The sequence below is a fragment of the Streptomyces sp. NPDC006602 genome (assembly GCF_042870385.1).
Taxonomy (GTDB): domain Bacteria; phylum Actinomycetota; class Actinomycetes; order Streptomycetales; family Streptomycetaceae; genus Streptomyces.
Map to the genome: position 1 here is coordinate 142,147 of NZ_JBIAHG010000010.1, position 20,623 is coordinate 162,769.

21 protein-coding genes are annotated in these 20,623 nt (G+C 70.7%); 8 read left to right on the forward strand and 13 right to left on the reverse strand.

Annotated elements, in window-relative coordinates; translation table 11 throughout:
• The first annotated feature begins 114 nt into the window (after positions 1-114).
• Complete coding sequence (locus ACFYO2_RS25200) at positions 115-918, forward strand: FadR/GntR family transcriptional regulator (protein WP_388353152.1); 804 nt, start codon at positions 115-117, stop codon at positions 916-918.
• A 110-nt stretch (positions 919-1,028) separates the two neighbouring features.
• Positions 1,029-2,210 carry an amidohydrolase family protein gene (locus tag ACFYO2_RS25205; protein WP_388353155.1) on the forward strand — a complete coding sequence of 394 codons (1,182 nt, stop codon included), beginning with the start codon at positions 1,029-1,031 and terminating at the stop codon, positions 2,208-2,210.
• A gap of 61 nt (positions 2,211-2,271) precedes the next feature.
• Here ACFYO2_RS25205 and ACFYO2_RS25210 read toward each other — a convergent pair whose 3' ends face one another.
• From ACFYO2_RS25210 to ACFYO2_RS25235, 6 genes are read right to left on the reverse strand one after another with little or no spacing between them, the layout of a single operon-like run.
• Positions 2,272-3,399, reverse strand: coding sequence for a serine hydrolase domain-containing protein (locus tag ACFYO2_RS25210; protein WP_388353157.1), 1,128 nt, complete (start codon positions 3,397-3,399; stop codon positions 2,272-2,274).
• Positions 3,389-4,855, reverse strand: a complete 1,467-nt coding sequence (locus ACFYO2_RS25215) for a class I adenylate-forming enzyme family protein (RefSeq protein ID WP_388353160.1) — start codon at positions 4,853-4,855, stop codon at positions 3,389-3,391. The genes ACFYO2_RS25210 and ACFYO2_RS25215 overlap by 11 nt, the downstream gene beginning before the upstream one ends.
• A 4-nt stretch (positions 4,856-4,859) precedes the next feature.
• Complete coding sequence (locus ACFYO2_RS25220; protein WP_388353162.1) at positions 4,860-5,282, reverse strand: MaoC/PaaZ C-terminal domain-containing protein; 423 nt, start codon at positions 5,280-5,282, stop codon at positions 4,860-4,862.
• Complete coding sequence (locus ACFYO2_RS25225; protein WP_388353165.1) at positions 5,279-5,731, reverse strand: MaoC family dehydratase N-terminal domain-containing protein; 453 nt, start codon at positions 5,729-5,731, stop codon at positions 5,279-5,281. Before ACFYO2_RS25225 ends, ACFYO2_RS25220 begins: the two co-directional genes overlap by 4 nt.
• 18 nt (positions 5,732-5,749) lie before the next feature.
• Complete coding sequence (locus tag ACFYO2_RS25230; RefSeq protein WP_388353167.1) at positions 5,750-6,592, reverse strand: enoyl-CoA hydratase-related protein; 843 nt, start codon at positions 6,590-6,592, stop codon at positions 5,750-5,752.
• Between the two features lie 22 nt (positions 6,593-6,614).
• Positions 6,615-7,106, reverse strand: a complete 492-nt coding sequence (locus tag ACFYO2_RS25235; RefSeq protein ID WP_388353170.1) for a PaaI family thioesterase — start codon at positions 7,104-7,106, stop codon at positions 6,615-6,617.
• Positions 7,107-7,251: 145 nt separating this feature from the next.
• Between ACFYO2_RS25235 and ACFYO2_RS25240 the strand changes: the two genes are divergently transcribed.
• Positions 7,252-8,463 carry a CaiB/BaiF CoA transferase family protein gene (locus ACFYO2_RS25240; protein WP_388353173.1) on the forward strand — a complete coding sequence of 404 codons (1,212 nt, stop codon included), beginning with the start codon at positions 7,252-7,254 and terminating at the stop codon, positions 8,461-8,463.
• A gap of 6 nt (positions 8,464-8,469) precedes the next feature.
• On the opposite strand, the gene ACFYO2_RS25245 is transcribed toward ACFYO2_RS25240, so the two are convergent.
• The 4 genes from ACFYO2_RS25245 to ACFYO2_RS25260 are packed head-to-tail and all read right to left on the reverse strand — an operon-like array spanning position 8,470 to position 12,062.
• Positions 8,470-9,225: an SDR family NAD(P)-dependent oxidoreductase gene (locus ACFYO2_RS25245; RefSeq protein ID WP_388353176.1), complete on the reverse strand. Its 756-nt coding sequence runs from the start codon at positions 9,223-9,225 to the stop codon at positions 8,470-8,472.
• Positions 9,225-9,737, reverse strand: a complete 513-nt coding sequence (locus ACFYO2_RS25250) for a nuclear transport factor 2 family protein (protein WP_388353179.1) — start codon at positions 9,735-9,737, stop codon at positions 9,225-9,227. Before ACFYO2_RS25250 ends, ACFYO2_RS25245 begins: the two co-directional genes overlap by 1 nt.
• Positions 9,734-10,912, reverse strand: a complete 1,179-nt coding sequence (locus ACFYO2_RS25255; protein ID WP_388353182.1) for an acyl-CoA dehydrogenase family protein — start codon at positions 10,910-10,912, stop codon at positions 9,734-9,736. Before ACFYO2_RS25255 ends, ACFYO2_RS25250 begins: the two co-directional genes overlap by 4 nt.
• Before the next feature lie 19 nt (positions 10,913-10,931).
• Complete coding sequence (locus ACFYO2_RS25260) at positions 10,932-12,062, reverse strand: acyl-CoA dehydrogenase family protein (RefSeq protein ID WP_388353184.1); 1,131 nt, start codon at positions 12,060-12,062, stop codon at positions 10,932-10,934.
• A gap of 109 nt (positions 12,063-12,171) precedes the next feature.
• On the opposite strand from ACFYO2_RS25260, the gene ACFYO2_RS25265 reads away from it, so the two are divergent.
• Both ACFYO2_RS25265 and ACFYO2_RS25270 read left to right on the forward strand, forming a co-directional pair.
• Positions 12,172-12,993: an enoyl-CoA hydratase/isomerase family protein gene (locus ACFYO2_RS25265; protein WP_388353187.1), complete on the forward strand. Its 822-nt coding sequence runs from the start codon at positions 12,172-12,174 to the stop codon at positions 12,991-12,993.
• Between the two features lie 23 nt (positions 12,994-13,016).
• Complete coding sequence (locus ACFYO2_RS25270) at positions 13,017-13,517, forward strand: MaoC family dehydratase N-terminal domain-containing protein (RefSeq protein WP_388353189.1); 501 nt, start codon at positions 13,017-13,019, stop codon at positions 13,515-13,517.
• 14 nt (positions 13,518-13,531) lie between these two features.
• Here the strand turns inward: ACFYO2_RS25270 and ACFYO2_RS25275 are convergent, their stop codons facing one another.
• The 3 genes from ACFYO2_RS25275 to ACFYO2_RS25285 form a co-directional block, all read right to left on the reverse strand.
• The gene (locus ACFYO2_RS25275; RefSeq protein ID WP_388353191.1) at positions 13,532-14,947 is read right to left on the reverse strand and encodes a family 1 glycosylhydrolase; all 1,416 of its coding nucleotides are present in this window, start codon (positions 14,945-14,947) and stop codon (positions 13,532-13,534) included.
• 114 nt (positions 14,948-15,061) lie between these two features.
• Complete coding sequence (locus tag ACFYO2_RS25280) at positions 15,062-16,663, reverse strand: GMC family oxidoreductase (RefSeq protein ID WP_388353192.1); 1,602 nt, start codon at positions 16,661-16,663, stop codon at positions 15,062-15,064.
• Entirely contained in the window at positions 16,660-17,553 is an 894-nt protein-coding gene (locus ACFYO2_RS25285; RefSeq protein ID WP_388353194.1) for a crotonase/enoyl-CoA hydratase family protein, read from the reverse strand. The genes ACFYO2_RS25280 and ACFYO2_RS25285 overlap by 4 nt, the downstream gene beginning before the upstream one ends.
• Positions 17,554-17,648: 95 nt before the next feature.
• Here ACFYO2_RS25285 and ACFYO2_RS25290 point away from each other — a divergent pair, with 95 nt between their 5' ends.
• From ACFYO2_RS25290 to ACFYO2_RS25300, 3 genes are read left to right on the forward strand one after another with little or no spacing between them, the layout of a single operon-like run.
• Entirely contained in the window at positions 17,649-18,446 is a 798-nt protein-coding gene (locus ACFYO2_RS25290; RefSeq protein WP_388353197.1) for an enoyl-CoA hydratase/isomerase family protein, read from the forward strand.
• Between the two features lie 3 nt (positions 18,447-18,449).
• A complete protein-coding gene (locus tag ACFYO2_RS25295; RefSeq protein ID WP_388353200.1) occupies positions 18,450-19,604 on the forward strand; it encodes an acyl-CoA dehydrogenase family protein in 1,155 nt (384 codons plus the stop codon).
• Positions 19,601-20,623 (forward strand): TIGR03617 family F420-dependent LLM class oxidoreductase, encoded by a 1,023-nt coding sequence (locus ACFYO2_RS25300; RefSeq protein WP_388353204.1) that lies wholly within the window; start codon positions 19,601-19,603, stop codon positions 20,621-20,623. The genes ACFYO2_RS25295 and ACFYO2_RS25300 overlap by 4 nt, the downstream gene beginning before the upstream one ends.

The following is a 20,623-nucleotide window of genomic DNA, read 5'->3' on the forward strand; positions in this document are numbered from 1 at the left end:
CCACCAGCCGCCCCGGGCACCAGGTCAGGTCGCGCAAAGAGAAGATCACCCATGCCTTGACCTGGTACCCTCGATGCACTAAGACGATTCATTTAGCTATACGAGGAGCCCACCGTGGCCGAGGCAGCCCGCACCGCAGAAACGGCGACCGTGCCCGTCCCCGCTCGCACCCGCGTCGGACGCCAGGTGCGGGTGCCGAAGACCGCCGAGCTGGTCGCCGCGCACCTGCGTCGCCAGATCGTACGGGGTGAACTGAAGCCCGACGACGCGCTGCCCCCGGAGTCCGGGCTGATGGAACAGTTCGGCATCTCGCGGCCCACGCTGCGCGAGGCGTTCCGCGTGCTGGAGTCGGAGTCCCTGATCACGGTGCGCCGCGGCGCCCACGGCGGCGCCCGGGTGAGCGCGCCGGACTCGGATGTCGCCGCCCGCTTCGCCGGCCTGATCCTCGAGTACCGCGGCGCCACCCTGGGCGACATCTACCGTGCCGCCGCCCTCATCGAGCCGCCCTGCGCCCGCCAGCTCGCCACCAAGCACACGGCGGACGACATCCAGCGCCTGCGCGACGCGGTGGCGGCCGAGAAGGCCGTCATGGACGACCCGCTCGCCCTGGTCGACGCGCAGGACGCCTTCCACGCCCTGCTGGTCGAACTCACCGGCAACCAGACCCTGATCCTGCTGTGCGGCATGCTGCGCAACATCATCGACCGGGCCAACGCCTCGTACACCGCGGGCGCGGCCGATGCCGAGGCGCAGAAGACGCAGGCCCTCAAGGGACACCGGGCACATGTGCGGATGGTCGGCCTGATCGAGTCCGGCAAGGCGGACGAGGCCGAGAAGCTGTGGCAGCGGCACATCTCCAGCGCGGACGACGTCGTGAACGCCGCGGGACCCAAGACGGTGCTCGAACTCCTCGACTGACCGGCCTCACCGCACGGCGGACCCCGTATCCCCACCCCCTTGCGCTCTCTAATCAGTTAGATAATTATAGAAGGCGTACTGAATAGTTCCTGGGGCCCGGAGGCGACGCCATGGCCGAACAGCGCAAGCGCATCTTCGACTGCGACCAGCACATGTATGAGGAGCGGGACTCTTTCACCCGCTACCTTCCCAAGGAGTTCCTCGGTGCGGCGGTCGCGCCGGTGACCCTGCCGGACGGGCGAGAGGTGATCCTCGCCGGGGACCGGATCGTCGTGTGCCTGGAACCGGAGTTCGGGCAGGTCTACCGTCCCGGTTCGCTGAAGGAGATGCTCAAGGCGATGGCCTCGGGCAATCCCGAGGAGACGTACCAGTTCGAGCCGATGCACGAGTCGTACCAGAACCGCGAGGCGCGGCTGCGGGTCATGGACGAGCAGGGACTGGATCAGACGATCATCTACCCGGGCGGCTGGGCACTGGTCGCCGAGGAGTACGTGAAGGGCGTGGAGCCGCTCTACGCCAACTACCACTCCTTCAACCGGTACATGAACGAGGTCTGGGGCTTCAACCACCAGGGCCGCATCTACGCCCCCGCGCTGCTGTCGCTGCGCGACCTGCCCAGCGCCGTCAAAGAGCTGGAGTTCGTCCTGAACCAGGGCGCCCGCTTCATCCTGCTGCCCACCGGACCGGTGTACGGCCGCTCGCCCGGCGACCCGTACTTCGACCCGTTCTGGAAGCTGGTCAACGAGGCCAAGGCGAGCGTCTGCTACCACATCAGCGAGTTCTACTACAACTCGCAGGTGGCGCCCTCCTGGGGCTACGACCCCCACCCCATCCACTTCCGGATGTCGGCCTGGCAGTGGCAGAACACCTACGGCCAGCGCCCCATCGAGGAGACGCTGTCCGCGCTGATCTTCGACAACCTCTTCGGCCGCTTCCCCGACATCAACGTCCTGGTGTCCGAGTTCGGCGCGGAGTGGGTGCCGCACTTCGTGCGACACATGGACAAGAGCCGGGGCATGGGCCGCAACGGCCCGTGGATCGGCGGGCAGTTGGCCGAGCGGCCCAGCCAGGTCTTCCGCAAGCACGTCCGCGTGGTGCCCTACCCCGAGGACGACACCGTGAGCCTCGTCAAGCGCCTCGGCTACCACGAGTCCATCGTCATGGGCTCCGACTTCCCGCACGCGGAGGGCCTGGCCAACCCGGCCGACTTCCGCAAGCTCCTCGCGGGGCTCGACGAGTCCGCGCAGGACGACATCATGTACAACAACGCCCAGCAGCTCATCAGCCGCTGAGCGTCGCGGGGAAAGAGATGTCGAGCCCGGTACCGGAACGCGGTACCGGGCTCAGGTCCGACTAGACAGTGAGATCCGCCGCGAGGTTCGCGATGTTGGTGACCAGTGCCGTGCCGCGCCGGGAGTGGTCGTAGCCGGCGAGGGGGTAGCCGTTGCTCAGGCAGGCGAAGGACAGGCCGGTCTCCGGGTCCATGAAGCCGAGTTGGTAGGCGGCTCCGGCGCTGCCGAAGAGGGCGGGCGAACCGGTGGACGGCAGGTTGCTGCCCGCGTCGGGTCCGGCCACCGTGACGAACAGACCCATGCTGGTACGGCGGTCGGAGCCGCCCCCGTAGATCTGCTCACCGTACGGGTGGTCCGTCAGCCGGATCCGGTTGCCCTCCGCCACGGCCTCCGGCTTCCACAGGCCGGAGTGTTCCAGCGCCTGGAAGTACAGGGCCACATCGGCGGCCGTGGCGACGAGCGCGTGGCTGGGCTCCCCGGCCGCGAGTACCCGCGGGTCGGACAGATACCAGGGGCCCCAGGGATCTGCCTCCTGGTCGTCGCTCGTGCGGTCGGTGGCGGTCATCGGGGCGACGGTGCCGGGCTGCCGGTCGACCGGTACGCCGAGTTCCATCGAGGTCAGGCCGAGCGGTCCGGCGATCCGCTCGCGAAGGTAGTCGGCGAAGGCCAGGCCGGTACGCCGTTCGACGATCTCGGCGATCAGCCAGGCCGCCGAGGTGAGATGGAACTGGAAGCGGCTGCCCGGCGGACAGTCCAGCCGCCAGCGGCCGAAGGCGGCGAGGCGCTGGTCGCGGTCGAGCATCTTCGGGTACCCGAGCGGTGCGAAGGGGAAGCCGGCGGTGTGAGTGAGCACCTGCTCGACCGTCACCGTCTCCTTCCCATTGGGCGCGAACTCCGGGATGATCGCGGCGACGTGCTCGCCCACGTCCAGGAGCCCTTCGCCGATCAGCTTCCACACGACGCCGGCGACGATCGACCGTCCGACGGACTGCAGGACGTACCGGGTGTCCGGTTCGGCGTCTCCCCACGTCTCGAAGGCCACCAGCCTTCCGCCTCGGGCCACCGCGACCTGCGCGGAGGGCAGCGGTCCCTGCTCGACCTCCAGACGGATCCGGCGCAGGAGCACGTCCAGCCGGTGCGGGTCGACACCCGCGGTCTCCGGGCTGACGACAGCGTGGTCAAGCGTCATGTGTTCCTCCCTGGCACGGCTCGCGCAGGCGGCGGCGTACGACCTTGCCGTTCGCGTTGCGCGGCAGGTCGTCCACGAACCACCAGCGGACGGGGACCTTGAACCCGGACAGCCGGGCGCGGGTGTGGCTTCTGAGCGCCGCCGGCTGCGGCGGGGCGTCGGGATCGGCCGGTACGACGAAGGCGACGACGGTCTGGCCGAGCCGCTCGTCGGGAACGCCGGTGACCGCGACGTCCGCCACGCCGGGATGCGCGGACAGGACCGTCTCCACCTCCAGCGGGTGGATGTTCTCGCCACCACGGATGATCATGTCGGTGCGTCGGCCGAGCAGGTAGAGGTACCCGTCCTCGGCCACGCGGCCCAGATCGCCGCTGTGCAGCCAGCCTTCGGTGTCGATCCGGAAGAGGTGGTCGGCGCGGGCGTGGATCTCTCCGATGTCGTCCGGGCCGGGGTTGTGGACCCTGACCTCGACGCCGGGGGCGGGCCGCCCCACTGACCGCAGTAGCTCGGTGCGTCCCGCGACCGCCTCCCGGTGGTCCTCGGGGGTGAGCACGCTGATGGGCGAGCCCTCGGTCTGGCCGAACATGTTGAGCATGCGGACGCCGGGCATCGCCTCGTACGTCCGGCGCAGGGTGCCGGGGCGGACGGGCGCGCCGCCGTACTGGAGGGTCCGCAGCGTCTCGTGGCGGGCCTGTCCGGCCGCCAGCAGGGTCTCCAGCATCGCGGGGACCATGCTGGTGTGCGTGATGCCGAGGTCCCGCAGCAGGGCCCAGCCCTCGACGGTGAAGCGGGGCAGTCCGGTGATCAGCGCGCCCGCGGCGAGGGCGACGGCGATGTTGCCCAGGCCCGCGATGTGGTGGAAGGGCGCGCTGCCGCCGTAGAAGCTGTCGGGGTCGAGCCCGCACAGCCGCCCGTTCACGCGGGTTCGGGCGGCCAGCCGCCGCTGGCTCATGGGGACCGGTTTGGGCAGGCCCGTCGTCCCGGAGGTGTGCAGGACGGCAGCGAGGTCGTCGGGATCGGCGGTCAACGTCCTCGCGCTGGTGGGCACTTCGGGCACGATGGCGATCCGCCGGCCGGACAGTTCGGCGACCTGCCTGCCGAGGTCGGCGAACTCCGGCTGCGCCAGCAGGACTTGGGCCCGCGTCTGCTTGACCACGGCGGCGATCTCGTACGCCGTCATCCGCACGCCCAGCGGTGCGAGCGGGTGGCCGGATCCGGCGCCGCCGATCACCAGCGCGAGGGCGTCGGCGGAGGTGGCGACCAGTGCCGGCACCGGTTCGCCGGGCTCCAGGCCGAGGGTGTCCAGCCAGTCGGCCGCGCCGGCCGCACGGTCGAGAAGTTCACGTCCGGTCCAGGCGAGGTCGCCGAACCGGGCGGCGGGGCGGGCATGGTCGTAGGCGCGGCTCACCATGGCGGTCCAGGTGGCCGCCTGCACCCCTTCCTGCGCGGCGGCCATCGGCTCAGGGCTCCAGGCGGGCCGCCGCGGTGCCCGAGACCACCTCGGCGCCGTCCTGGTTGACGGTGCGCAGGACGAAGCGGGCGACCGGGCCGGTCGGTGTGTCCTCGATCGACTCGACGGTGACCGTGGCCGTCAGGGTGTCGCCGGGCCAGACCTGCGCCTTGAAGCGCACGCCGTAGCGCAGCAGCGCCTCGGGGCCGACCCAGTCGGTCAGGACCCGGCCGGTCATGCCCATCGTCAGCATGCCGTGGGCGAACACGCCGGGATAGCCCGCGGCCTCGACGGCGAACCGCTCGTCGGTGTGCAGCGGGTTGAAGTCGCCGGAGGCGCCGGCGTACTGCACGATGCGGGTGCGCTTGAGGTCGTCGACGAGGACGCTCTCGCGGGTCTCGCCGACCTTGATGTCGTCCGGGCTCAGGCTCATCGGGGGTCCTTCGGGGTTGCCGGGCCCTCGGGGACGACGGCCACGGTCACGGCGCTGACGACCGGCTCGCCGTCGGCGTCCCGGTACTCGGTGATGCGCTCACTGAAGAGCAGGCGGCCGGTGCGGCCCTGCTTCTCCCAGCTGCGTCCGGTGCTGTTGTGCGCGTAGAGGGTCTCGCCGGCGCGCACCGGGCGGTGGTACTCGAAGTGCTGCTCGGCGTGGAGCCCGCCACCGCCCTCGGCCATGACACCGGCGTCACGCCCCGACCCGAACCACTCCTCGTCCGGCTTGGGACGCAGGTGGTAATCGGGGTCGTACTGGGCGCCGGCCATGGTGAAGGTCGGCGGTGCGAGCGCGGACTGGCCCTGGTACGCCGGGTTCTCGTCGCCGATGGCTCGGGCGAACATCATGATGTGCCCGGCCTCGACGGGGAACGGTTGCCCTGTCATCTGCGTGTGCTCCTCGAATCAGTACGGCAGAAACGCGTCGCGCGTGGCCTCGTCCGGGTCGAAGTCCGGCGGAAGTCCCTCGAACTTCGGCTCCCGTTTCGCCACGAAGCTCGCCACGCCCTCGCGGAAGTCGGGTGAGCCCGCGAAGAACTCCATGGCGGAGTAGGAGCGGGCGAGTGCGTCGGTGAAGGTGCGGTCCAGGTCGCCGTACACCTGGTGACGCAGGACGGCCATGGCCCGCGGCGAGCAGTTGCGGGCGATGTCCCGGGCGTAGGCGCGGGCCGCGTCGAGCAGGTCCTCGGGTTCGACGACACGGCTGACCAGGCCGAGGTCCTTCGCCTCGTCGGCGTCGAAGACGCGGCCGGACAGCAGGAGGTCGAGCGCGTTCTCCAGACCGATGACGCGCGGCAGCACGTACGGCAGGTTGTACTCGCCGGCCAGGCCGCGACGGGTGAAGGCGGTGGTGAAGCGGGCCCCGCGGGCGGCGAAGCGGACGTCGCAGATGAGTGCCTGGACCAGACCGATGCCCGCGCAGGCGCCGTTGACGGCGGCGATCATCGGCTTCGGCATGTTCCGCCGGCTGTACATGGGGACGCGGGCATGGAGGTTGAGGGACTCGCCCGGTTGCGAGTTCTGCTCCAGGCGCTGCATGTCCATTCCCGGGCAGAAGGCCCTGCCCGCCCCGGTGATGATCACCACCTTGACGGCGGGGTCGTGCGCGGCCTCGTCGAGGAGCGCGAAGAAGCGGCGCTCCACGGGGATGCTCCACGCGTTCTTGCGCTCGGGCCGGTTGAGGGTGACGGTGGCGACGCCGTCCTCGTCGACCTCGTACAGCACCAGATCCAGGTCTTCGTCAGACACCACGGGTTCCTCGGGCATCACGTCACTCCTCGTCGAGCGGTTCGATCGGGTCGCCGACGCCGGCCCGCTCCCCGGAGATGGTCACCACCACCTGCCCGCGGGCGCAGATGCGTCCGTCGGCCATCACGTCGACGTCGGCGAAGTGCACCCGGCCGCCCCGCCGCACACAGCGCGCGTACGCGACCGCCTCACGGCCGCGGGCGGGGGCGAGGTACTGCACCGACATCGACACGGTGCTGAGCCGGCTTCCCTTGCTGAAGTCGTGCCCGGCGATCACTGCACCGGCGCCGGCGGTGTCGATGAGCGAAGAGATCACTCCGCCGTGGAAGACGTCCTCGTGGGCGGAGAGGGACTCGGCGTAGGGAAGCACGATCTCGACCCCGTCCGGGTCCCAGCGCGTCACCCGGATGCGGCAGCGGCGGTTGAAGGCGACCCCGCGCTCCCAGCGGGTCCGGAACCACGCCCGGCGTTCGCGCTGTTCCTGTTCGGTGAGGGTCCTCGCCGCGACGGTCATCAGCACGCCCTCCGGTCCCGGCCTGTCGGCCGATCCATATAGTTACATGAATTGGATAGATGGAGCAATCAAGCGGGGCCGATCACCGGTCCAGATGTATTATTTATATAACTGATTCGCTGTCCGTGAACAGAGGGAGACCCAGATGCCGTCGACCGCACTGGCCGGGATCCGCGTGCTCGATCTGTCCCGCATCCTCGCCGCGCCGCTGGCCACCCAGATGCTGGCCGACCTGGGCGCCGAGGTGATCAAGGTCGAGCGGCCCGGATCCGGGGACGACTCCCGGACGTACGGCCCCCCCTTCGCGCCCGGGCCCGAAGGCGACCGGACCGACACCGCCGCCTTCTACCTCTCCTGCAACCGCAACAAGCGGTCGGTCACCGTCAACCACGCCACCGCCGAGGGGCAGGAGGTGATCCGCGCCCTCGCCGCGCGGTCGGACGTGCTGGTCGAGAACTTCCGGACGGGCACGCTGGCGAAGTACGGCCTCGACCACGAAAGCCTGCGCGCACTCAACCCGCGCCTCGTCTACCTCTCGGTCACCGGCTTCGGCCAGACCGGCCCGTACGCCGACCGCCCCGGCTACGACGGCATCTTCCAGGCCATGTCCGGGATGATGAGCGTCTCCGGGCACCCCGAGGAACCGATGAAGGTCGGCGTCAGCATGATCGACATCCTCACGGGGCTCTACGCCTCCACGGCCGTCCTCGCGGCCCTGCGCCACCGGGACGTCACCGGCGAGGGCCAGTTCGTCGACCTGTCCCTGCTGGACTGCGGCCTGGCCTCGCTGTCCCACTTCGCGATGAACTACCTGGTCTCCGGCGAGGTTCCGCAGCGGCGCGGCAACGGCGGGTACGGCGGGATCCCCTCGCAGGCCTTCCCCTGCAAGGACAAGCCGATCTTCCTGGTCGCGGGCAACGACAAGCAGTTCGCCGCGTTCTGCGCGGCGGCCGACCGCGCCGACCTCCTGCAGGACCCCCGGTTCGCCACGACCTCCGCCCGGATCGCCCACCGCGAGGAGATCCTGCCGGTTTTGGAGGCGATCCTGCACACCCGCACCCGGGACGAGTGGCTGGCCGTATTCGACGAACACGACGTCCCCGCGGGCCCGTACAACGAGATGCCCGACGTCTTCGCCGACCCGCAGATCCAGCACCGGGGGATGCTGATCGAGGTCGGGGACCCCACCTCCGGGCACCTGCCGATGCTCGCCAACCCGATCCGGTTCACGGCGACGCCGGTCGAGGGGTACGCCCCGCCGCCGGCGCTGGGCGAGCACACCGCCGAAGTACTCACCGGCCTTGCGGGGTTGACGCAGGATCAGCTGGCAGGGCTGCGGGCCCGGGGCGTTGTGTAACGGCCGTCACCCGATCAGGGTCCGGCCGCCCTCCAGCATCAGCGTCGCACCCGTCAGATAGGCCATGTCGTCACTGACCAGCGCGGCCACCGCCCGGCCGATGTCGGCCTCCGGGTCCCCGAGCCGGCCCAACGGGATCTGCCGGGCGAGCTCGTCCGCCTTCTGCGGGTGCGCGGCGAGGTAGTCCTGTGCCGCCGGGCTCAACGCGGCCGGACAGATGACGTTCACGCGTATCCCGTACGCGCCCCACTCGCGTGCGGCGACCCGGCTCAGGCCGCGGATCGCCTCCTTGGCCATCGCGTACGCCGCGAAGGTCGCCTCGCCCTGCACGGCGGCCGAGGAACCGAGGTTCACCACGCTGCCACGGCTCTCCTTGAGATGGGGCAGGGCGGCCTGCATCGCGTGGAAGGCCGCCAACGGTCCGCTGCGGTAGGTGAGTTCCACGTCGTCGTACGACGTCTCCGCCAGCCTGCGCTGCACCGAGGACTGCGCGTTGTTGACGAGCACGTCGAGGCCACCGAACTCACGTACCGTCTCGGCCACCATGCGGTCGACGTCGTCCCGCTCCCCCACGTCCCCGACGACGGTGTGCGCCCGCCCCCCACGCTCGACGATCTCCCCGGCCGTGTCCTTCAGCTTGCTCTCGGTGCGACCGGTGATCACCACGGCCGCCCCCTCGGCAGCCAGCGCGAGCGCGATACCGCGGCCCACGCCCTGCCCTCCACCGGTGACCAGCGCTGTCTTCCCTGACAACCGTGCCATCACGTTTCCTTCCAGAAGGCCGACCAAGAAGGGAAGGCATCGGGCAGCGCCGGCTCTCCGGCGCCCTCCCAGCCCTTGAATCCCACCGACTGGGGGCGCTCGGTCACGTCCGCCGCGTACCAGTGCCGCTCACGGCGCCGGGAGAAGTACCACTCGCTGTCCACGCGCGCGTAGTCGTCCGCGTAGCAGATCGCCATCACGATCCACCGCTCCCCCACCTCGTGCTCGGCCCGGCAGTACACCGCGCCGGTCGCCGTGTCGCGGCCGGTGAACTCGACGCGATGGCCGCAGATCTGGTGGACCGACCGGTGGAAGCCGCGCACCTGGGGCTCGATGTGCTGCCGTAGGACATCCCGCCCACGGCCGTGGCGCCCCATGTCCACGTCGGGTCGGAAGCAGCCGACCCAGGCGTCCAGGTCGCGGCCGTCCACGGCGAGGGCATAGCGGATGGGCAGCTGCTGGATGGCGAGCTGCGACTCGATGCGGTCGAGACGGTCCTCGATCGACGTCACGGGCGCGGCTCCTTCGGCAGACCGAGGACCTGCTCCCCGATGATGTTGCGCTGGATTTCGCTCGACCCGCCGTAGATCGTCTCGGCGAGGGAGAGCAGGAAGGAGCGTTGTGGGGTGTCCAGGCCGTAGTCCTCGCCGACGACCTGTCCGGCTGGGCCCGCCAACTCCATGGCCAGATGACCGAGTTGCTGGTGCCGCGTCGAGGCGTACAGCTTCGCCGTCGTGGCCTGCGCGCCCGGCGTGCGGCCGGCGGTCAGTTCGGCGATGGTGCGCAGGTTGGTGGTGCGCATGATGCGTACGGATATCCAGGCGTCGACGATGCGGCGGCGCAGCATCGGATCGTCGAGCGCGCCCCGCTCGCGGGCCAGGTCGATCAGTGCCTCGGCCTCCCGCTCGAAGGTGAGCTGCTGGGGCAGAAGCGTGGTGCCGCGCTCGATGCCGAGCGTGGCCATCGCCGTGCGCCAGCCCTGGCCGACCTCGCCGACGACCATGTCGGCGCCGGTGCGGGCGTCGGAGAGGAACACCTCGGCGAACTCGTCCTGGCCGGCGAGGTTGCGGATGGGGCGAATCTCCACGCCGGGCTGGTCGGTGGGCACCAGCAGCAGGCTCAAGCCCTTGTGCCGCGCGGACTGCGGGTCGGTGCGGGTGAGGACGTAGAGCCAGTCGGCGTGGAGGCCGAATGACGTCCACACCTTCTGTCCGCTGACCACCCACTCGTCGCCGTCCCGTTCCGCCCGAGTGCGTACGGACGCCAGGTCGGAGCCGGCGCCGGGTTCGCTGAAGCCCTGGCCCCACAGTTCCTCGACGGCGAGGATCGGCGGCAGGAAGCGCTTCTTCTGCGCCTCGCTGCCCATCTTGAGGAGCATCGGACCGAGCAGGTCGAGGGCGTTGACGGTGGCCCGGTACGGGGCGTTCACGCGGGCGTACTCGTACTCGAAGACGATCTCCTCCAGCAGCCCGAGCCCGCGTCCGCCGTACTCCTGGGGCCAGCCGACGCCCAGCCAGCCGCCTGCGGACAGCTCACGGTCCCAGGCGAGGCGTACCTCCCAGGCGGCGCCGTCGGTGGGGCCGCCCACGCCCCGGTGCTCGGCGAACTCCCCCACGAGGTGGTCCGCCAGCCAGTCCCGCACCTCCTCGCGGAAGTCGCGTACGGCGGGCCCGAAGTCCAGCTCCATGTCTGCTTCTCCCTGAGTCTCAGATACCGAGCCGGGTGGCGAGCAGTGCCCGGTGGTACGACGGTGTGCCGAGCAGTACCTCGGAGCTCTTGGCCCGCTTGAAGTACAGGTGCGCGGGGTGCTCCCAGGTGAAGCCGATGCCGCCGTGGACCTGGATGTTGTCCGCGGCGACCTTGGTGAACGCCTCCGAGCAGAAGGCCTGCGCGAGGGCGGCGGCGATCGCGATCTCCGTCTCGTCGCCCGCGTCCAGGGCCCACAGTCCGCCGTACGCGGCCGAGCGTGCGGACTCGATCTCCATGAGCATGTCGGCGCACTTGTGCTTGATCCCCTGGAACGAGCCGATGGGCCGGCCGTACTGCTCGCGGATCTTGGCGTAGGCCACGGCGGCGTCCAGGGCGGCCGCGGCTCCCCCGACCTGTTCCGCGGACAGGAGTACGGCGGCGGTGGCGAGGGTGCGCTCCAGGGCGGGCCATGCCGCGCCCTCCGGACCCAGGAGGCGGGCGGGGGTGTTCGTGAAATCGAGCCGGGCTTGCTTGCGGGTCTGGTCGAGGGTGGGGAGGGAGGTGCGGGTGAGGCCTGGTGCGTCGGCGGTCTCGACAGCCAGGAGGCTGATGCCACCGGGCGTGCGGGCGGCGACCAGGAGCAGGTCGGCGAGGTGTCCGTCGGGGACGTAGGTCTTCACGCCGGTCAGTCGCCAGCCGCCACTTACGTCGTCGGCGGCGGCTGCGGTGAGCCGGATGCCCTGCTCGTCCCAGCGGCCGCTGTCCTCGGTGAGCGCCAGCGTGGCCACCGTCTCGCCGGACGCGATGCCCGGCAGGAGGTCGTGTCGCGCCTGCTCGTCGGCGCAGCGCAGCAGTGCCTCGGCGGCCAGGGCGACCGTCGCGAAGTACGGCCCGCACAGCAGCGCGCGGCCCGTCTCCTCGAAGACGATGCCGAGATCGACGTAGCCGAAGCCCGAGCCGCCGTACTCCTCCGGTACGGCGAGTCCCTGCAGGCCCAGTTCGCCGGCCATCCGCCGCCAGACGACCGGGTCGTGACCGCGGGGGTCGGCGGCCAGGCGACGCACGTTCGCCTCGTCGGAGTGCTTGGCGAGGAACGAGCGGACGACCTTGCGCAGTTCGTCCTGTTCCTCGCTGAAGGTGAGATCCATGCCGAGCTTCCCGTCCTCCGTGCAACGTCACGTGCGGCCCGCTTGCCGCCCACCCTTCGATACAGTTAGATAATTATAGTATCCACACTGAATACACCAGGAGCGCGACGTGACCGATCCCTACGCCCCGTTCACGAGCCTGACCTTCGAGCGGCCCGCGCCCGGCGTGCTCCGGATCGTGCTCGACGCCCCGAACCTCAACGCCGTGGATCCGCGGATGCACGGCGAGCTCGCCGACATCTGGTCCGTCGTGGACCGGGACGAGGAGACCCGAGCGGTGCTCGTCCAGGGGGCGGGCAGGGCGTTCTCGGCGGGCGGGACCTTCGACTCCATCGAGGCCCTGACCGAGGACTACGCGGTGCGCGCCCGGGTGATGCGGGAAGCGCGGGACATGGTCTACGGCGTGCTCAACTGCTCCAAACCGGTGGTCTCCGCGATCCACGGCCCGGCGGTCGGGGCGGGTCTGGTCATCGGCATGCTGGCGGACATCTCCGTCGCCGCCCGCACGGCGAAGATCGTCGACGGGCACACGCGGCTCGGCGTCGCGGCCGGTGACCACGCCGCCATCTGCTGGCCGCTGCTGTGCGGCATGGCCAAGGCCAAGTACTACCTCCTCACGTGCGAGACGCTCACCGGCGAGGAGGCCGAGCGGATCGGGCTGGTGTCGAAGTGCGTGGACGACGCGGACGTGCACACCGAGGCCCTGCGGGTGGCGACGGCGCTGGCCGCCGGGCCAGCCAGCGCGATCAGCTGGACCAAGCGGTCCCTCAACCACTGGTACCGCACCGCCCAGCCGATCTTCGAGGCCTCGCTCGGGCTGGAGTTCTTCGGGTTCGGCGGGCACGAGGTCGTCGAGGGACTCGCCGCACATCGCGAGAAGCGCACCGCGGACTTCGAGGGCGTCGGCGGCAAGCACCCGCTCGACCTGTGACCACCGTACGAGAGGAACCGATCATGGCGCCGCAGCAGACCACCACCCAGGCCCCCCTGCTGGTGAAGGGGCTGACCTATGAGGAGATGCCGGTCGGGCAGGTCTTCCGGACCGCCCGCCGCACCATCACGGAGACCGATCTGGTCAACTTCATCACCTGGGGCGGCTTCACCGAGCCCCTCTTCTGGGACGCCTCGCACGCCGCGGACGGCGGCTACACGGGGCGACTGGTCCCGGGGGGACTGACGTACTGCATCGCCGAAGGGCTCGTCCTCCAGACCAACGTGCTGCACGGCACGGGCCTCGCCTTCCTGCACATGGAACTCACCGTGCGGGGTCCGGTGTACGTCGGAGACACCGTGTACGCCGTCGTGGAGACCACGGACTCCCGGTCCTCCAGCAAGCCCGGCCGGGGCGTGGTGACCAGCCGGATCACGGTACGCAACCAGCGGGACGAGGACGTCCTCGTCTACACGCCGGTGCGGCTGATCCGCGGCAGGGACTACGAGGCTCCGGCATCCTGAGTCCGGAGCAGGGACTACGAGGTTCCGCTGCCCCGAGTCCGGGGCGTGGCCGGCACCAGACTCAGACCGGCGGCGCGCCCCGCCTCAGGCACGGCGGCGCCGGCGAAGGCGCCCCGGTGCAGCCAGTCGGAGGGGATCGGGGGGCGCGGCGGGGCCTCGTGGTCCGGGACCGCCATCGTGTACAGGCGGGTGTAGCGGAACTTGGCGTCCAGGTTGTCGAGGACCGACCAGTACTCGTAGCCGCACACCTCCACACCGGCCGCGGTGAGTCCGGCCAGCCAGGAGAGGCGGGCGCGCAGCAGGGCCCGGCGCCGGTCGTCGTCGCTGTGTCCCGTGTCGTCGACCAGGTCCAGGTCGCCCATGCCGTTGTCGATGACGGACAGCGGCGGCAGCACATCGCCGTACAGCTCGTACAGGCCGGAGACGGCGTCGGCGAGCCCTTCGGGAATGATGGGCCAGCCGTAGGCGGTCGTCTCCACGTCGTCGAACGGGACGATCGCGAAGCCGAGGCCCACGAGCAGGCGGTTCACGTCGTTGAGGGCGCTCTGGCACTTCGTTGACGGCAGCACACGGGGCAGATTCTCCGGTGCGGTGACGCGGAACGGGGTGTGCCAGGACAGGCCCAGCAGGTCCTGGGGGGTGGCGATGACCTCCAGGTCACCGAGGCGGACGCAGCCGGTGGCCTCGACCGGTGAGACGTCGTCCTCGGTCACCATGTGCCGGCCCAGCAGCAGGGGGTCGAGGAAGAGGCGGTTGGTCCAGCTCTCCAGGCGCTCCAGGGCCAGACGGTCGTACGGGTCGTCGGTGGCCGCGTAGCCGCCGACGAGGGTGACCGTGGTCCCGATCCGTCCGCTCACGCCGACGGCCCTGAGGGCCTGAGCGGCGAGCCCGTTGGCGAGCAGGATGTGGTGGACCGTGGGCAGTCCCGCCAGGCCGATGCCCCGGCCCGGTGGATACATTCCGGCCACGTGGTCCGCCAGCGTCGGCCCGGCCAGGTCGGTGGAGGTGATCCAGCGTTCCACCCGGTCGCCGTAACGGCGGCCCAGTTCGGCGGCGTACGCGGCGAAGTGCTCGGCGCAGTCGCGGGCGAGCCAGCCACCGGCGGCGTCCAGCCACGGCGGCAGTGAGCGGTGCAGCAGCGTCAGGCTGGGCCGCAGGCCCTGCGCGAGCAGGGAATCGAGCGCGCGGTCGCAGCGGTCCAGGGCGTCCGGGTCCCAGCTACCGGGGCCGTCGGGCTGGAGCTGCGGCCATCCGGCGACCATGCGGTGCGTGTCCGCGGCGACGCCGGTCAACTGCCGGATGTCGTCGGTCCACTGCCGGAAGTGCCCGCCGCGTTCCGGCAGGGGCGGCGGCGGGGCCGCGATGGTGTCCGCGGTGGCGACCCCCCAGTCGACATCGCGCAGGGATTCGTGCAGGAAACCATCGCTCATGGTTACCGTCCAGGCGGTCAATGGTTTAGCGCATTCAACTGAATGTCCGCCGACCGGACGCTAACAGTTCAAGCAAACTACGACAATGTTTCGGCCAGATCTCCCGATACGGGATCAGCCCGTCCCCAGGATGAGGTCGGCCGCCCTCCAGGCCATGGCCATGATCGGTGCGTTCAGATTGCCGGACACCATGGTCGGCATGACCGAGCAGTCGACGACCCGCAGGCCCTCGATGCCGCGTACGCGCAGCCGGCCGTCGACGACGTCGTCGTCGCCCGGGCCCATGGCGCAGGTGCCGATGGCGTGGTAGCCGCAGCGCCCCTGGTCGAGACCTGCGTCGATGATGTCCTGGTCGTCGCGGACCCCGGGGCCCGGCAGCGTCTCGGCCGTGATCCGGCCGGCGATCGGATCGGTCTCGAACAGTTCCCGCATGCGCCGGAAGAGGGCGGCCCCCACCGTGCGGTCGTGGTCGGAGCCGTAGTAGTTCGGCGTGATCGTGAGAGGGGCGTCGGGGTCGGCCGACGTGATGTGCAGGCTGCCCTCGGCGGTGGGGCGCAGGATGTAGCCGAGGCCCATCACCCCGGGCTCGCGTTCCACGCCGGTCTCCTTGCCGGGGACGTCGGGCAGCAGGGACACCGGCGCGATGAGCAACTGGGCGTTCGGGCGGGCGAGTTCGGGGCGGGTCTTGAAGAAGGCGATGACGTCGAAGGCGGGCGTGGACAGCGGTCCACGGCGGGTGGCCAGGTATCTCGCCCCCGACAGGGCCTGCCGCAGCGGTGTACTCAGGGCCTTGTTGTAGCCGAGGTCGTCCTTCAGCCGGTACTGGACGACGAAACAGCGGTGCTCGCGCATCCGGCCGCCCACGTGCGGACTGTCGACCAGGACGTCGACGCCCGCCGACTTCAGCGTCTCGGCCGGGCCGATGCCGGACAGCTGGAGGATCTTGGGCGTGGCGATGCTGCCGGCGGAGAGAATCACCTCGCGCCGAGCCCGGAAGTCGGTCTCCCGGCCGTCGCCGCGGGCGTGCACGCCGACTGCTCTGCCCTGCTCGGCGAGGACGCGCGTCACGACGGTGTCCACCGCCACGGTCAGGTTCGGCCGGTCCCCGACGGGGTGCAGAAAGGCGCGGGCAGCGCTGAACCTCTGCCCCTTCTTGATGGTGGCCATGGCGTAGCCGATGCGTTCGTCGTCGCTCGCGTTCAGGTCCTCGGTGCGGCGCCAGCCGAGTCCGGTCCCGGCGGCGATCGCCTCCTCGCAGAGCGGCTCCGGCCGCGGTGCGGTCGAGATGTGCAGCGGGCCGCCCGCGCCCCGGGCCCGGGAGGCGCCGAGCGCGTTGTCCTCGATCCGCTTGAAGACCGGCAGCATGGTGTCCCAGCCCCAGCCGGGGTTGCCGAGCCGCTCCAGCTCGTCGTAATCGGCGCGGTCACCGCGGTTGTAGACCATGCCGTTGACCGAGCTGGATCCGCCGAGCGTCCGGCCCCGGACCCAGTGCTCGACGCGGCGGCTGGGGCCCACCGGCTCGACCGGGTAGTGCCAGGCGAACCGTGGATCACCCAGCAGCTTGCCGAATCCCTTGGGCATCCTGATCAGCGGTGTGGCGTCCCGGCCACCGGCCTCGATCAGCAGCACGGACGTCTTCGGGTCCTCGGAGAGACGGCCCGCGAGCACGCAGCCCGCGGAGCCCGCGCCCACCACGATGTAGTCGAACGTCGTCATCGCTGACCCTCCTGCGTCTGCGCCTGCTCATCGAGGGGGCGGAATTCCTCCTCCTGCCACCAGGGGTAGAGGGGTGGCATGTCCTTGCTGACCCGGCCCGGGAATGCGGGCGGCCGTTTGGCGAGGAACGACTGGACGCCCTCCACGGGGTCCGGGCCGCCGCCGATCTGGCTCATGATCCGCGAGTCGAGCCGGTGCGCGGTCATCGGGTGGGGCTCGCCGAGCATGCGCCACATCATCTGGCGGGACAGGGCGACCGAGATCGCGGAGGTGTTCTCGGCGATCTCACGGGCGAGTTCGTACGCCGCCGGCAGCAGCTCCTCGGGCGCGTGGACGGAGCGGACCAGCCCGGCCGCGAGCGCCTCGTCGGGGCCGAAGACCCGGCCGGTCGCCACCCATTCCATGGCCCTCTGCATACCCACGGCCCGCGGCAGGAACCAGCTCGCCGCCGACTCCGGCACGATGCCCCGGCGTGCGAAGACGAAGCCGAACTTCGCCGAGGTCGACGCCAGCCGGATGTCCATGGGCAGGGTCATGCTGGCACCGACGCCCGCCGCCGGGCCGTTGATCGCCGCGATCACCGGCTTGGTGCTGGAGAAGATCCGCAGCGCCACCCGGCCACCGGTGTCCCGGTGCCAGGCGCCCGCCTCGCGGTGGTCGAAGGACGAGCCGCCGGAGCTGACGTCGGCGCCGGCGCAGAAGCCGCGTCCGGCGCCGGTCACCACGATCACGCGGATGTCGTCGTCGGCGTCTGCGGCGTCCAGGACGTCGATCAGGTCGGCCATCATCCGGGGGTTGAAGGCGTTGAGTTTTTCGGGCCGGTTGAGGGTGACGGTGAGGATCCGGTCCGCCACCTCGGCCCGCACGGTCTCGTACTCATGCTCGGGCATACGCGTCCTCCGTCACTCCAGCGAGCCGTTTCCAGAAAGCTTAATTAGTTATAGCATTCAACTCTACTAACTCGTTTCTGAACGATGGATGACTGATGGCGGTGGAGATGACCGACCTGGTGGTGACGGCCGTCGGGCCGGTCCGGCTGATCGAGCTGAACCGGCCGGACCAGCTCAACGCGATGAGCGAGGAGTTGCACTCCGCTCTCGCGTCGGTCTGGGACTCGCTCGCCGATGACCCGGAGGCCCGGGTGGTCGTCCTCACCGGGCGCGGGCGGGCGTTCAGCGCCGGGGGCAACTTCGACATCATGACCCGGGTCCAGCGCGACCGCGCCTTCCGGCAGCACAACGTCGACGAGGCGCGGCGGATCATCACCGGGATGGTCCGCTGCCCGCTGCCGGTGATCGCGGCGGTCAACGGGCCCGCCGTCGGCCTCGGCTGCAGCCTGGCCCTGCTCAGCGACCTCGTGCTGATCGCCGACGACGCCTACGTGGCCGACCCGCACGTCCAGGTCGGGCTCGTCGCGGGCGACGGCGGCGCTCTTGTCCTGCCCCTGCTCGTCGGCCTGACCCGCGCGAAGGAACTGCTGTTCCTCGGCGACCGGGTGAGTGCCGAGGACGCGGTCCGGCTGGGCATCGCCAACCGTGCCGTACCGAAGGACAAGCTCCTGGACGAGGCCATGGACCTGGCCGGACGGCTGGCCGCACTGCCCGTGCAGGCACTGCGCGAGACCAAGCGGGCGGTGAATCTGCATCTGGAGCAGGCACTCGCGACGGTGCTGGAACCCGCCCTGCTCGCCGAGCGGGACAGCATGCACGCACCGGACCACATCGCTGCCGTCGAGAAGATCATCGCGTCGCGCGGTCGTCGACGAGCCCGCGAGGAGGGCTGAGGTATGGACTTCGCGTTCAGTGACGAGCAGGAGGAACTGGGCCGCACGGTACGGGCGTTCCTGGCGGACACCTCGCCCGCGACCGAGGTGCGGCGCCTGATGGAGACCCCGGAGGGCTTCGACCGGGCGCTGTGGCACCGCATGGGGACGGAGCTCGGCCTTCAGGGGCTGACCGTCCCCGAGGAGTACGGCGGTGCCGGGTGCGGGCCGGTCGAAGTGGGCGTGGTCATGGAGGAGATGGGCCGCGCGCTGCTGTGCGCGCCGTTCCTGTCCTCGGCCGTGCTCGCCACGACCACGCTGCTGCGCTGCGCCGACGAGGACGCCCGGAAGTCCCTCCTGCCGGGCCTGGCCTCCGGAGAGCTCGTCGGGACGCTGGCCCTGACCGAGGACTCCGCCCGCTGGGACGCGGCCGGTGTTCAGCTCACTGCCCGTGAAACCAAGGGCAGTTGGCTGCTGACGGGGCAGAAGATGTTCGTCCTCGACGGCGCCACCGCCGATGTCGTCCTCACCGTCGCCCGCACCGGCGACGGCATCGGCGTCTTCCGGGTGGACGGCGAGGCGGCCGGCCTGACCCGGGAGCCGCTGCCCACGATGGACCCGACCCGCCGGCAGGCGCGCCTCGACTACCGGGACGTACCGGCGACCCGGCTGCGTACGCACGGCGACGGCTGGACCCTGGTGTCGGAGGTGCTCGACCGGGCCGCGGTGGCGCTGGCCGCCGAGCAGGTCGGAGTGGCTTCCCGCGCGCTCGACATGGCGGTGGAATACGCCAAGGTGCGCCACCAGTTCGGGCGTCCCATCGGCTCCTTCCAGGCCGTGAAGCATCTGCTCGCCGACGTCCTCCTCGAGGTGGAGTCGGCGCGCGCCGCCGCCCACTACGCACTGCTCGCCGCCGAGAACGCCGACAGCGCCGACAGCGCCGACCCGGAGCTGCCCGCCGTGGCGAGTCTGGCGAAGGCGTTCTGTTCCGACGCGTGTGTACAGGCGACGGCGGAGAACATCCAGGTGCACGGTGGCATCGGCTTCACCTGGGAGCATCCGGCCCACCTCTATCTGAAGCGGGCCAAGACGTCACAGCTGCTGTTCGGGGATCCGGCGTACCACCGGGAACTGCTCGCACGGAGAATCGGCATGGACACGAACAAGGGAGCGGCATGAAGGTCGACGGCAAGCTCAACGTGTGGGGCACAGCGGCGGTCGTGGAGGAGGCCCGGCACCACGAGAAGGCGGGCTACGACGGCCTGTGGGCGTCGGAGTCCAAGCACGACCCCTTCCTGCCGCTGGTGCTGGCGGCCGAGCACACCGACCGCCTCGAGGTGGGGACGGCCATCGCGGTGGCCTTCGCCCGCTCCCCCATGCAGCTCGCGTACACCGCGCACGACCTGCAGACCTACGCCGACGGGCGGTTCTCGCTGGGTCTCGGCAGCCAGATCAAGCCGCACATCGAGCGGCGCTTCGACATGCCGTGGAGCCGGCCCGCGGCCCGGATGCGGGAGTACGTGAGCGCGCTGCACGCCATCTGGGCCGCCTGGAACGAGGGTGAGAGGCTCAACTTCCGCGGCGACTTCTACTCGCACACGCTCATGTCACCCTTCTTCTCTCCCCCGCCCGCACCTGGCGGCCCGCCGAAGGTCTTCGTGGCCGCGGTCGGCGAGGCGATGACCCGGGTGGCGGGTGAGGTCGCCGACGGGCTCCTCGCCCACGGCTTCACCACCGAGCGGTACCTGCGGGAGGTCACCCTGCCGACCGTGGAGGCAGGACTGGTCGCGTCGGGCCGCACACGGGGCGACTTCTCCGTCTCCCACCTGCTGCTGACCGCGACCGGCCGCACGGAGGAGGAGATGGCCCGCGCGATCGACGGCACCCGTGGTCAGATCGCCTTCTACGGCAGCACGCCCGCCTATCGCGCAGTGCTGGAGCTGCACGGGTGGGGTGAACTCGGCGACGAGCTGCACGCGTTGTCGACGTCCCGGCGCGAGGACAAGTGGGAGGCGATGAGCGGGCTCGTCGACGACGAGGTGCTGCACACCTTCGCCGTCGTCGCGGAGCCGGAACAGGTCGCGGGCGAGATCCGGCGCCGGTACGGAGCGCTCGTCGACCGGGTGTCCTTCTACACCGCGTACGAGATCGGCGCCGAGGTGTGGGAGCCCATCGTCGAGGAACTCCACGGCAGTTGA